Here is a 12,441-nt window from a genome sequence, read left to right on the forward strand (position 1 = left end):
AGAAGGGCCAACGAAGCAGTTCCTGTTTTCTTTTGATATTATTTTGTATCGCTTCTGGCTTTTTCCCTCGATCTCGTCCGGCTCCGCCAACAAGTGTCGAAGTCCGGGGGTTTCACTTATTGCCACGCTGCACCGCAAGAACAGCCAATTCGATCTTGTTAAGCATGAGCCCATATTCATTCGTAATTTCAAAAGAATGCGGCATTGGCAGCTTTTGAAAATAAGGCGTAATGTCGGCAACGGACGTAAACCAATCCCCAGGCTCCGGCATTTCAAGGGGTTGATCGTTCCAAGCTGCACTAAGCTCTGGGCTGTAAAGCGGCTCAGCACCAGGCTTTAAACGTGCACCCAGCAGACGCTCCTTATAAATTGGCTGTGGAGGCTGCTGACGTACACGCGTAAACATATGCGGCGCGTAGTCGGCACGCGAGCCTGTATGCTTAACCGCAGCAGCGAAGGATCTAGCTCCTTCATAGACGCGCGGCACACCGAATAACATCGCATATAGACGCTTGCCGAATTCAATTCTCTCTTCTATATTTTCAAACCGCTCCAAAATAAGACCAGAGAGCCGCAGCGCAAACGCTCCTTCCCCTTTTCCCGGGCCATTGCCATAGGGGAAAATAACCCCGTTCAGCTGAAGCAGCGATTGCAGACCAAAAAATAACGTATGCAGCACCTTCTCTCGAAAAAAGGGATGCTGTACAGCACGCTGCTCGATATAATGCTGCTCATTAACGATTAATGCGATCGTGAGCGGCACCGCGTCGCGATCTCGCCAGTACTGCTTCCAGACCGGCGCCATAAACGAGGATACGCCAAAAGCAGGCAGCAGATGGAACAAGCTCCTCCCCTCGCGCCTGCTCCGTTCATACAAGAGCAGCTGTGGATAAGCATCTTGAAATATCAATGCATTCGCCTGCTCCAAAAAACGAAACACAGCTAACCGCTGTTCCGAGTTCAGCAGCCATGGAAGCCACTCGCCTTGCAAGTCAGTCATATTCCAGCCGCCATTCCGGGACACCATATGCGCAAGCAGCGCCCAGTGCAGCTCCGGAGTGCGGAAATACAAAATACGATAAGCTTCCGTTCTCGTCACGTTATTCCGATTGGCAGCAGCAGTCTCAGCGCGAATTCGTTCGATTAGCGCAAGTTCCTCTTCATTCCAGCTTGTCACTGCTGAAGCATCAGCAGATTCAAAATGCTTCGACCATGCATACTTCAATTTTGCAACGGAAGAAGCTGAAAGCTGCAGCGGTGTTGCTTCCGCAATCATCGCATCCGATGCGCTCATTGCCCCCCACTTGCCTACTGCATAGTCAAACGCAGCACTGGGGAGCGCGAGCAGCTGCCCTAGCCAGTAACCGAATGTACGGCGATAAGACCGTCCCTCATGCTTTTTGTCCATTGTCAGTGCTCCTCCTATCGCGTCGTTGACTATACAAGCTTGCTGCCTAGTTTAAACCCTATATATCCAGTATCAGCCACGGAGCAGTTCGTCATACCGTGTATGCAACATATGCGATTCGAGCGCTCACGATGTATAATAAAAGCATTAGAAAGGAGATGACAGCCATGTGCGGAAGGTATACACTCACAGTTACGTTGGAAGAGCTGATGGTTAGGTATATGATCGAAGAAACGATGGTACCTTTTCACCGTCCGAAATATAATATAGCTCCGAGCCAGCAGGTGCTGACCATTATAAATGATGGCCAAAATAATCGGCTAGGCGAGCTGAAGTGGGGACTTGTGCCGCCATGGGCGGATGATCCGAAAATTGGTTTCCAGATGCTGAATGCTCGATCAGAGACAGCAGCGAGCAAACCAGCCTTTCAGGCCCCGCTGCAGCGCAAGCGCTGCCTCATCCCTGCCGATGGTTTCTATGAATGGAAAACGACAGCACAAGGCAAGCAGCCGATGCGCTTCGTACTCAAGAACCGCTCCTTATTCAGCATGGCCGGTCTGTACGAGACCTGGATTTCTCCTGAAGGGACCAAAATAAATAGCTGTACGATTTTAACAACTACGCCAAACGAGCTCGTTTCCGAGGTTCATGATCGCATGCCGGTCATTTTGCGGCCCGAGGCAGAGCAGCTGTGGCTGAACCGCGCGGTAACGGACGTTAAGATGATCACTCCACTCCTTAAGCCATACTCATCGCATGAGCTTGAAGCTTACCCTGTCTCCCTTGCAGTCGGAAGCGTCCGAAACGACGACTCTTCTTTAATCGAGCGCATTGAAGTGGACGAGCAGCTCGAGCTATGGTAGCAGCAAACCTAGCGGAACGATGTTCCCGTTGCCAAATAAAAAAAAATCGCTGACCAAAGCGGTCAGCGAAACATCCCCCACAGTTTCAGCAAGTGAAACGTGTTGTTCGGGTCAATCTTTTGCGCCATAATGAAAGCAACAATCTGGTCTTCCTGTGTATCCGTAAGCTGCTCCTGCAAAATAACGGACGCCGCTTTCACAAGCCGTCTAACCTTTGGCCGGTCTTGCAAATCGTATTTGGTCACATTTCCTAGCAGGTCCCTAATCCGTTCCTTCACAGCAGGGTTTTTCATTTTGTATTTAACACGCTCGACCAGCTGAGGCTTAATCCCATAGTTTTGGTAACTCACTTCGTTGACACCTCCATCAGGCAATCCAGTCACATCGTTAAACTATATGCCGAAAGGAGGTGAATATTGCCTAGTCCAGCTGTTCCCCTTGAAAAAATTGATCCTGCTCCAGCAAGCTGCGCAATCTAACGAATGACTCATTCGTCCAAAAATCATCTCGTCCTGTTAATTCAGCGGCATCATCCCTAGCAAGCTCCAGCAGCTCATAGTCAGCAACCATGTCGGCCAAACGAAACTCTGGCAATCCGCTTTGCTTCGTGCCAAAAAAATCGCCCGGACCACGAATCTCAAGATCCCGCTTAGACACTTCAAATCCGTCATCCGTGTCCGTCATGACCTTCATTCGCTCGCGTCCCGTTTCTGATTTCGGATCAGCTACTAATATACAATGTGATTGATGCTCTCCCCGCCCTACACGTCCTCGCAGCTGATGCAGCTGGGATAATCCGAATCGCTCCGAATCCATAATGATCATAAGTGTCGCATTAGGAACGTCGACACCTACCTCAACGACCGTCGTCGCCACAAGCACATGCGTTTCATTTGCGCCAAAAGCACCCATCACGCTTTCTTTCTCCGCAGCTGAAAGGCGTCCATGCAGCAGGCCTACCCGCAAATCTGGAAACGACTGCTGCGTTTGCACATACAGATCAATCGCATTTTGCACATCGAGCTTCTCCGACTCCTCGATCAGCGGGCAGATGATGTAAGCTTGACGCCCCTTATTTACTTCTTTCCTTATAAAAGCGAGCACACGCTCCATCATGCTGTGCTTAACCCAATACGTCTTAATCGGCTTGCGCCCATGCGGCCGCTCGCGAATCGTCGACACGTCCATATCGCCGAATGCGGTAATCGCCATTGTTCTCGGAATCGGCGTTGCTGTCATCGTAAGCACATCGGGGTTCATCCCTTTGCGCCGCAGCACGCTCCGCTGATTGACACCGAAACGATGCTGTTCATCCACAACGACGAGCCCAAGGCTCCGAAAAAAAACATCGTCCTGAATTAGAGCATGCGTTCCAACGACAATATCAATCATGCCCATTTGAAGCCCCGCAAGCACATCCCTGCGTTTGCGCTCTGTTACACTTCCCGTTAGAAGAGCAACCTCAATTCCGAGCTCTGCGAACATTTTTGTAAGCGAGCGCATGTGCTGATCAGCCAGTATTTCTGTTGGCACCATCAAAGCCCCTTGATGACCTGATTTCACCGCAACATACAGTGCAATAGCTGCCACAACCGTTTTGCCGGAGCCAACGTCACCTTGAAGCAGCCGATTCATGCAGGACGGCCTTCTCATATCGACACAAATTTCATTAACGACCTTCTTCTGAGCATCTGTCAGCTCAAACGGAAGGGTTGCGGCAAATTGACGAATCGTTTCACTCTCAATTCGATGTGCGATGCCATCATTCCGCTTGCGATTAAGAGCCCGATACGCTTGGAGCTTCAACTGAAACAGAAACAGCTCCTCGTATACCAATCGTTTGCGCGCCTGCAGTCCTTCCTTCGTATCATCCGGCAAATGAATGCGATGCACCGCGTCGCGTCTGGGCATCAAATGATGCTGCTCCACAAGCTCAAACGGCAAAATCTCTTCAATCATCGACCCATATTGCGTCAACGCTTGACGCACGGTCTTCCGCATCCAAGGCTGTGTGATGCTTCCGCCTACCGAATAAACCGGCTGCAGCGTTCCTGATTTAGCCGGTCCGCCGCTGCCAGGAAACTCCGAATCCGATATCGTCATTTGCAGGCGCTGTTGTTCCCACTTGCCCGTAAGCATAATCTCACGGCCAATGACAAGCTGGTCCTGCAGAAAATGCCGATTAAACCAGACTGCCGTCACGAGCCACTGCCCAACCTCAACCTTGCATGTTAATCTTGATTTGCTTTTTCCATATCGCTGCAGCATTGGAATGCCTCGGACATGTCCTAGAACCGTCACCTTCTCGCCTTCCTTTACATCGGTCAGCTCACGAATGCGATAATCCTCATAGCGAAATGGAAAATAATCAAGTATATCCGCCACTGTTCTCACGCCAAAGGCGTGAAGCTCCAATTCCTTGGGAGCACTCACGCCTTTGATTTGCCGAACAGAAATTTGATCAAGAGTCATTTTACGATCACATCCTGTACATAAACACGGCCGATGTGCCAGGTCCCGTATGCGTGCCGATAACAGCACCTACCGTCGTCCAGTTCATTTCTTGTACATTGAACTGGGCTTTCAATAGCTCACACAAATCCTCAGCTGTGTCTTTACTGAAAGAGTAAGCCATAGTCATACCGACCGGCTCATCGCCATACGATTGTTTCAATAGTTCAATAATACGAGCCATCGCCTTCTTAGAGCCGCGCACTTTATCTACAGCTAGCACAACCCCATCTTTGTCCAAAGATAAGATAGGCTTTATGTTAAGAATCGAACCGATCAGCGCGGATGCTTTGCCAATTCTTCCGCCCTTTTGCAAATATTCCAACGTGTCGACTAGAAAGTATAAATTAGTACTGCGCTCAAGACGCTCAATCTCTTCGATAATCCGTTCTTTCGATTCGCCTGCTTGTGCCATTTCGGCAGCTCTCACAACACGTAGTCCGAACCCGTATGAAGCAGATTTAGAATCGATTATCGTAATATCCGCTTCTTGCTCGAGCATGGAATGAGCAATGACAGCCGATTGATACGTACCGCTGAGCGCGGCCGACAAATGAATAGAAATAATAGGTGAATCAGCGTCCTCCGCAAGCAAGCGCTCATATACTTCTGAGAACTCGTTTGGTGATGGCTGAGATGTTGTAGGAAGAACAGATGACTGCGCAAGCTTCTCGTAGAATTGTTCGGACGTAATCGTCACGGCATCTAGAAACGTCTCCTCGCCAAACAGCACCTTAAGGGGAACTACCGATATCCCCAAGCGCTTCTTGACCTCTTCCGGAATATCAGATGTGCTATCCGTTACTATTCGGACCTTTCCCATGGCCATTTCCTCCCATTGTTAGAACGATTACATTTACTCCAAAGCAAAAACATACGGATACAGCGGTTGTCCGCCTTTTTGCAATTCAAGCTCCAGATCAGGATACTGCTCTCCGATCCATTCGCATAACGACGCCGTTTCTGTCGCTTCCGCATCCTCACCTGACAAAATCGTCAGCAAATCTCCACCTGCATCGAGCATGTTAGCAATGAGCGATTGGCAGGCTTCGAGCAAGCTTGCTTTGGATACAACTATCGTCTTTTCTTTAATGCCGATGTAATCGCCCTCGCGAATATCCACACCTTCAATGGTCGTATCTCGCACAGCCTTTGTTACTTGTCCCGACATAACCTGCTCAGCAGCGTTTTTCATCCATGCGCTATTTCGTTCAGCCGTCTCGTCTTCCTTAAAAGCAAGTACAGCTGCTAAACCCTGAGGTATCGTGCGAGTTGGGATAATCGTAACATTCCGCTCGCTAAGCTCAGCAGCTTGTTCAGCTGCCAAAATAATATTTCCGTTATTCGGTAATATATAGATATGCTCTGCTGACAGAGCCTCGATCGCCTTCACAAAATCTTCTGTGCTCGGATTCATCGTCTGACCACCAGACAATACCGTATCCACTTCATTTTCGAGGAAAATGTTCGTAATCCCCTCGCCTAGAGCAACAGCAATAATTCCAAACGGCGCCCATTCAAATACTTGACCAGGCGGAACTCCCTGTACGGCCTGCCCTGCAAGCAGTTCTGCTGCAGAATAGTCAACAACGGCTGAATCCTCTGCCTCATGCTCAAGTAAATCACGATGCTGCTCGCGCATATTAAGAATATGAATATCGGTTAATTCTCCGTAAGGAAGCGATAGGTTCAGTACGTCTCCCGGTTTGCGAGAGTGTACATGAACTTTAATAATATCGTCTTCTGTTATGACCAATATAGAGTCTCCATCTTTCCCAAGAGCACGTTTGTAAGCGGATTCATCAAAAAACGCTCCCGCTTGTCCGCTTAGCTTGCGATTGATAAAAAATTCCATATCGTATAAAAATTCAATAGCTTCCGTCGCTAAGCGTGCTTGTGCCGAGATCGGCTCTTGCTTGCGAATTGGTGGCACGATAATAGGAACAGCCACTTCTTCAGGTGGAGCTGCTTCTGACGGCATCGAATAAGTATCAAGCTGGCCATCGATTTCTGCTAGGCTGCGTACGAAACCCTCATAAATAAACACGAGACCTTGTCCGCCAGAATCGACTACGCCAACCTGCTTTAGTACAGGCAATAAATCAGGCGTACGCTGCAAAGCTTCATATGCCTTCTGATGCACCTCGTGCATCAACTCAGCCACGTCACTCGTTCTACGGGCGTACTGAACGGCATGCTTCGCAGCTTCCTTGGCAACGGTAAGAATCGTTCCTTCTACAGGCTTTACGACAGCTTTATAAGCGAGGTCAACACCGTATTGCAAAGCAGCGGCTATTTGCACCGTTCCCGCTTCTTCAAGACCGGCAAGCGACCTGGAGAAACCTCTGAACAGCTGTGACAAGATAACGCCGGAATTGCCCCGAGCCCCCATCAGCAGCCCCTTAGATAAGGCTTCTGTCGTTTTTCCAATGCTGCTTGACGGCTTGCTGCGCAGCTCGCGAACGCCTGAGGACATCGTTAAGTTCATGTTTGTTCCCGTGTCGCCATCCGGCACTGGGAATACATTTAATGCATTAACGTGCTCTGCGTTTCGCTGTAAATAATCCGCGCCGAGCAGTGCCATTGCGGTAAAATCAGATCCGTTTATAAAGCGCTTACTCAACGAAATTTCCCTCCCTGTTACTTAAGTACCCTGACATCCTGCACAATTATATGGACTTCTTCCACTTGTAGACCGATTACGTCGTTCAGCACATATTTTACCTTGGATTGAATGTTATGCGCTACCTCGGAAATTTTTGTTCCATAGCTTACGATGATGTAGAGATCAATATGCAATTCTTCATTTACTCGTCTAACTTCAACGCCGCGAGTCAAATTGTCTCGTCCGAGCAACTCGGCAATTCCGTCCTTTAGCTGTTTGCGTGAAGCCATCCCGACAAGTCCATAACAATCCATGGCCGCAGAGCCCGCAATAATGGCTATGCAATGGTCTGAGACATGTATGGAACCTAATTCTGTGCTTAGCTGCATTGGCATGGAAATACACTCCCTTACTGTATGTATTATGGACTAAGTATTATTGTACTATAAACGGCTCCTTTATAGAAGTCTGTTCAATAAATCCAGTTATTCTGCATGGTTGCTCGCTTTAAAAGCGATAAAGAACATCCTTGTCCTTATATTTAGGTTGAACAGAACCAATGTTTGTGATACGATATTCAAGTGTGTTTAAATGTTATTTCGCTTACGAATGAAATTTTCCTCACGCATAACGAAGCCATATTAATGGAATCCGTTTTGTTCAAGCAAGATTTAAAGGAGGTGTAGTCATGTCCCGCAAATGTTTTCTTACAGGTAAAGCACCTGGTAAAGGTAACAACGTTTCCCACGCAAACAACAAAACTCGTCGTTCTTGGGGCGTAAACGTGCAAAAGGTTCGCATTTTGGTTGATGGTAAACCGAAACGTGTTTATGTTAGCACACGCGCACTTAAAGCTGGTAAAGTTACACGCGTATAATGATGGCAATGGCCATAGACAAAAGCACCTGAGCGCTCAGGTGCTTTTTTTTTTGCTTTTCTACGATCACGGCCGAAGGGTGTCCTGCAGCATCTAGACCTAATTTTTTTGGAAGGTATTCAAAATCGCCTTTACGAACCCGCCCAAAAATTTAGGCAGTTTGATTGTATAAAATTTCATGCCTCATCCCTCCTCAGACACGCTCATCGAATTTATCCGTGACAACATTACTACGCTCATGTAAACATCCTATGCGTCGTCAGTTTGTCCTATTCCATAGTGCGTCTGAGGGGAAAGCCTATTATGCGCCCGTTATTGGCATTGGATTATCTCTTATATATATAATAGCCGCTCCAACGACAGCAATTAGTAAATAAAATACTATCGATAGCGCGAAAAAAGCGATTCGCATGCCTAGCTTTTCAAATCTCCGGAAAAAGCGAATGCCCACGTACAAAGCGAGCAGCGAGAAGAGATACCGATAAAAACCCGATATCATCGAGAATAGCGCTAGCAGCAGTCCGGCAAGAAATGTATACATCAACAGCCAGAGTGTTGTTTTCAACCGTTCATTCATCGCAGTACCTCCTAGCGCAATACCGCGATTGCCGCGGCTCGGTCTACCTCTGAGAACACGGCACTTCCTGCCACAAGCACATTAGCGCCAGCTTCACGAATGACTGCTGCCGTTGTTTGATTAACACCACCGTCAACCTGGACATGAACATCATCTAGTCCCTGCTCCTCCAGCATCGCACGAAGCTGGCGCAGCTTCACAAGCGAATAAGGAATGAACTTCTGACCCCCAAATCCAGGGTTAACCGTCATAATAAGCACGAGATCAAGATCATGCAAAATAGGCTCCAGCACAGAAACAGGTGTTGCCGGATTAATCGCTACGCCCACAGGCAGCCCTTTTTCTTTTATGTAATGAACGGTTCTATGCAAATGCACGCAAGCTTCAGCATGAATAGTAATGCGGTCCGCGCCTGCTGCAATATAGTCCTCAATTGAAAGTTCCGGACGTTCAATCATCAAATGCACATCAAAAGGAAGCTTCGTCACAGGCCTGATAGCTGAAATGACCGGCGGTCCAAAAGTTAGATTGGGGACAAAATGTCCGTCCATCACGTCGATGTGAATCCAATCTGCTCCTGCCGCTTCGACTGCTTGAACTTCCTCTCCTAGCCTTGCAAAGTTGGCCGATAATATAGAAGGGGCAATAATCGTCATAGTTGTTAGTACCTCCGTTTTTTCTCTCTCATCTCCGTCATAAACAGCAAGTAGTGGTCATGCCTGCTTTTTTCTATTTTCCCGCTCTCAACCGCAGCAAGCACGGCGCAGCCTGGTTCACTTACATGCGTGCAGCCACGGAATTTACAATCGGGAGACAGCTCGCGCATTTCTACAAAACAATAACCTAAATCTTCGATTCCCAGCTCCTGAAAGTCCAGCTGGCTGAAACCTGGTGTATCAGCGACTAAGCCGCCTCCAATTTCAATAAGCTCCACATGCCTCGTTGTATGCTTGCCTCGTCCAAGACGATTGCTGATTTCATTTGTCTCCAGCTTAAGACCAGGAACGATCGCATTAAGCAGTGATGACTTGCCTACGCCTGATTGTCCGGCAAATACGGCCATATGCCCTTTCAGCTTTTCTTGAAATGGAGCAATGCCTTCTCCCAAACGAGAGCTTGTCCCGAACACTTCATATCCAAGTGCTCTGTATATACGATTAACGGAGGCAGCCGCAGCTTGCGCCTCCTCCGTTTCCAAACCGTCTTTCTCTAAGTCCTGCTTGCTTAAGCATAATACTGCTGGTATGCCTGCATGCTCGATATGCACAAGGAACTTATCCAGCAATTGCAAATTAAGAGCAGGCTCTGTAACCGAAAACACAAGAATCGCAAGATCGATATTCGCAACTGGCGGTCGAATAAGCACTGATGTACGAGGCAGCAGCTGCTCGACGGTTCCTTCACCGTTCTCTGTCAAGCTATACATCACTGCATCGCCTACAAGCGGCGTTAAGCCCTTATTCTTAAAGACGCCTCTAGCGCGGCATTGGACTGTTGCCGAGTCCGACGCCGCATTCTCCGCTCTTACGTAGTAATAGCCACTGAGCGCTTTTACTATCGTGCCTTTGAGATGACCCTCTTTGCTATTATGGCTGTTGCTGCTCTTGCTGCTGCTCTTCTTCAATTGGCTCATCATTGTTTTGGGTAACCTCCGTTTGTGTCGGCGCTTCTGTTTCCTTCACTTCATTACCCGGAATAGTCAAATTGGATGAATTCGTGCCATTGACTATTTCTTTGTACGTAATTGTTTTGATATCAATAAACTGATTGTCTCGGAATACCGTTACTCTGGCTTCCGTATCCGGTGAGACAAGAACGGTAACTACGAAGGTTTCCATACCTGTAATTTTACGTTTCTCTGATACAATATTTTCACCGCGTGCATCGGAGTATTCAATTCGAACTTCACTTGCTTTGCCTGCCTCCGCCGGTGAAATCATAATGTTAAACTTATGCTCTTTCGCATCGGCTGGCGGCCCTGAGCTTACAGTAATTGTAACTTTTTCCCCTTTGGTTACTTTATCATTAGGTTGGAATGGATCTTGGCTAATGACATGATCCTTCTCGTGCAAATAACTCGGAGCATACAAAATATCAGCTTTGTCTAGTGTAAGCTCGTATGCTTTGATCAAATCCTTGGCTACATCAAGCGGCTTGTTAATTAAGTTAGGCATTGCAACGGTCTCTCGGCCTTTGCTGACCACGAATTTAAATTCAACCGATTCAGGGTTGTAGGCTTCACCCGGTTTTGGCGACTGCTGAATGATCGTATCTGGAGCTTCCTCACTGAAAACAGGATCTTCAATTACGATTTGATCCTCTGTTATCCCAAGTGCAATAAGCTCATCAATAGCGGTCTGCAGCGCTTTCCCAACATAATTATCAATTTCTTCCAGCTCAGGACCGTCACTCACCGTTAATTGAATAAGGGAGCCTTCCTTCACTCGCATATTCATCTTTGACTGACTTATAACCTGATCCTTCGGAATTTCCTTGTTATGCTCGCGAATGATAGGATCTTCTACCTTGAGCCCAGCGGCCTCAATCATTTGACGTGCTTCAATTTCGGTTTTGGTTACGACATATGGCACGCTTACTTCCGCAACGTCAAGCACCCCAAGAAGCTTAATGAAGCCAAATATAATAATCGCCAGTATGAGCAGTGTAACACCTACGACAGTAAGCGGTTTTTTCCAGCTCTTGGACTTTGGCAGCTGCTCAACTTCTTTTTGCTGCTCATCATTTTTCGATATGACGGGCCGTGCAATCTCTTGTGTTTCTGTTGGCCGTATATCACCACGGATAGCAGGCATAACACGCGTCTCATCCAAATCATTAACATGTGCGAACGTGATTTTGGGTTCCTTTAATCGTTCTGGACGAAGGCAGGTATCCAAATCAAGAAGCATTTCATGCGCTGAGTTATAACGTTCACTCGGATTTTTGCGCATCGCTTTGAGAATGACATTCTCAACGCTCTGCGGAATATGCGGATTAACGATTCGCGGCTCCTCGAAATTTTCTTGCAAATGCTTCAAAGCTACGCTAATTGGGCTCTCGCCAAGGAACGGCAGCTTAGCTGTCAGCATTTGATAGAGTACAATGCCGAGCGAATATAAGTCGGACTTTTCTCCGGTATTAATTCCTTTGGCATGCTCAGGGGAAAAATAGTGAACCGATCCGATAACCGAGCCTGTCTGTGTAATCGTGGATGAAGTAACCGCCCTTGCGATACCAAAATCCGTAACCTTTACACGTCCATTTTTGCCGATTAATATATTATGCGGCTTAATATCACGATGAATAATGTGATTTTGATGCGCGTGATCAAGCGCATCTGCAATTTGCATAGCAATGCGCACCGCTTCATCTGGCTGCAACGGCGCTCGTTCTTGTATAATTTCATTCAAATTATGGCCTTCAATATATTCCATAACGATATAATGTGTATCTTCTTCTTGTCCTACATCATAAATGCTGACGACATTCGGATGAGATAGCGCAGCTGCTGACTGTGCTTCACGACGGAATCGGCGAATAAATTCTTCATCATGCACAAATTGCTGCCGCAGCACCTTCACTGCGACTTTTCTATTAAGC

Annotated in this window: 13 protein-coding genes; 2 read left to right on the top strand and 11 right to left on the bottom strand. The window is 47.6% G+C overall.

Annotated elements, in window-relative coordinates; translation table 11 throughout:
* Nucleotides 1–112: 112 nt before the first annotated feature.
* Entirely contained in the window at nucleotides 113–1,408 is a 1,296-nt protein-coding gene (locus tag AC1DPK_RS20495; protein WP_477511462.1) for a DUF2515 domain-containing protein, read from the bottom strand.
* A gap of 167 nt (nucleotides 1,409–1,575) precedes the next feature.
* Here AC1DPK_RS20495 and AC1DPK_RS20500 point away from each other — a divergent pair, with 167 nt between their 5' ends.
* The gene (locus tag AC1DPK_RS20500; protein WP_076268280.1) at nucleotides 1,576–2,271 is read left to right on the top strand and encodes an SOS response-associated peptidase; all 696 of its coding nucleotides are present in this window, start codon (nucleotides 1,576–1,578) and stop codon (nucleotides 2,269–2,271) included.
* A 62-nt stretch (nucleotides 2,272–2,333) separates the two neighbouring features.
* On the opposite strand, the gene AC1DPK_RS20505 is transcribed toward AC1DPK_RS20500, so the two are convergent.
* The 5 genes from AC1DPK_RS20505 to AC1DPK_RS20525 all read right to left on the bottom strand — a co-directional run bounded on the left by AC1DPK_RS20505 (nucleotide 2,334) and on the right by AC1DPK_RS20525 (nucleotide 7,782).
* Nucleotides 2,334–2,621 (bottom strand): stage VI sporulation protein F, encoded by a 288-nt coding sequence (locus tag AC1DPK_RS20505; RefSeq protein ID WP_076268279.1) that lies wholly within the window; start codon nucleotides 2,619–2,621, stop codon nucleotides 2,334–2,336.
* 70 nt (nucleotides 2,622–2,691) lie between these two features.
* Nucleotides 2,692–4,743: an ATP-dependent DNA helicase RecG gene (recG, locus tag AC1DPK_RS20510; RefSeq protein WP_076268278.1), complete on the bottom strand. Its 2,052-nt coding sequence runs from the start codon at nucleotides 4,741–4,743 to the stop codon at nucleotides 2,692–2,694.
* A gap of 7 nt (nucleotides 4,744–4,750) precedes the next feature.
* Nucleotides 4,751–5,605: a DegV family protein gene (locus tag AC1DPK_RS20515; protein ID WP_441881406.1), complete on the bottom strand. Its 855-nt coding sequence runs from the start codon at nucleotides 5,603–5,605 to the stop codon at nucleotides 4,751–4,753.
* 33 nt (nucleotides 5,606–5,638) lie between these two features.
* Nucleotides 5,639–7,366 (bottom strand): DAK2 domain-containing protein, encoded by a 1,728-nt coding sequence (locus AC1DPK_RS20520; RefSeq protein WP_477511468.1) that lies wholly within the window; start codon nucleotides 7,364–7,366, stop codon nucleotides 5,639–5,641.
* Nucleotides 7,367–7,422: 56 nt separating this feature from the next.
* A complete protein-coding gene (locus AC1DPK_RS20525; RefSeq protein WP_076268275.1) occupies nucleotides 7,423–7,782 on the bottom strand; it encodes an Asp23/Gls24 family envelope stress response protein in 360 nt (119 codons plus the stop codon).
* Nucleotides 7,783–8,075: 293 nt separating this feature from the next.
* Between AC1DPK_RS20525 and rpmB the strand changes: the two genes are divergently transcribed.
* Entirely contained in the window at nucleotides 8,076–8,264 is a 189-nt protein-coding gene (gene rpmB / locus AC1DPK_RS20530) for a 50S ribosomal protein L28 (RefSeq protein ID WP_053375639.1), read from the top strand.
* Nucleotides 8,265–8,363: 99 nt separating this feature from the next.
* Here rpmB and spoVM read toward each other — a convergent pair whose 3' ends face one another.
* The 5 genes from spoVM to pknB form a co-directional block, all read right to left on the bottom strand.
* The gene (gene spoVM, locus AC1DPK_RS20535) at nucleotides 8,364–8,444 is read right to left on the bottom strand and encodes a stage V sporulation protein SpoVM (protein ID WP_010345573.1); all 81 of its coding nucleotides are present in this window, start codon (nucleotides 8,442–8,444) and stop codon (nucleotides 8,364–8,366) included.
* Between the two features lie 121 nt (nucleotides 8,445–8,565).
* Nucleotides 8,566–8,841, bottom strand: coding sequence for a hypothetical protein (locus AC1DPK_RS20540; protein ID WP_477511463.1), 276 nt, complete (start codon nucleotides 8,839–8,841; stop codon nucleotides 8,566–8,568).
* An 11-nt stretch (nucleotides 8,842–8,852) separates the two neighbouring features.
* Nucleotides 8,853–9,497, bottom strand: a complete 645-nt coding sequence (gene rpe / locus AC1DPK_RS20545; protein ID WP_477511464.1) for a ribulose-phosphate 3-epimerase — start codon at nucleotides 9,495–9,497, stop codon at nucleotides 8,853–8,855.
* 5 nt (nucleotides 9,498–9,502) lie between these two features.
* Nucleotides 9,503–10,477 carry a ribosome small subunit-dependent GTPase A gene (gene rsgA, locus AC1DPK_RS20550; protein ID WP_477511465.1) on the bottom strand — a complete coding sequence of 325 codons (975 nt, stop codon included), beginning with the start codon at nucleotides 10,475–10,477 and terminating at the stop codon, nucleotides 9,503–9,505.
* The coding region (gene pknB, locus AC1DPK_RS20555; protein ID WP_477511466.1) for a Stk1 family PASTA domain-containing Ser/Thr kinase at nucleotides 10,428–12,441 on the bottom strand (2,014 nt) is incomplete at its 5' end. The genes rsgA and pknB, both read right to left, overlap by 50 nt.

Source organism: Paenibacillus sp. 01T424, assembly GCF_056398745.1.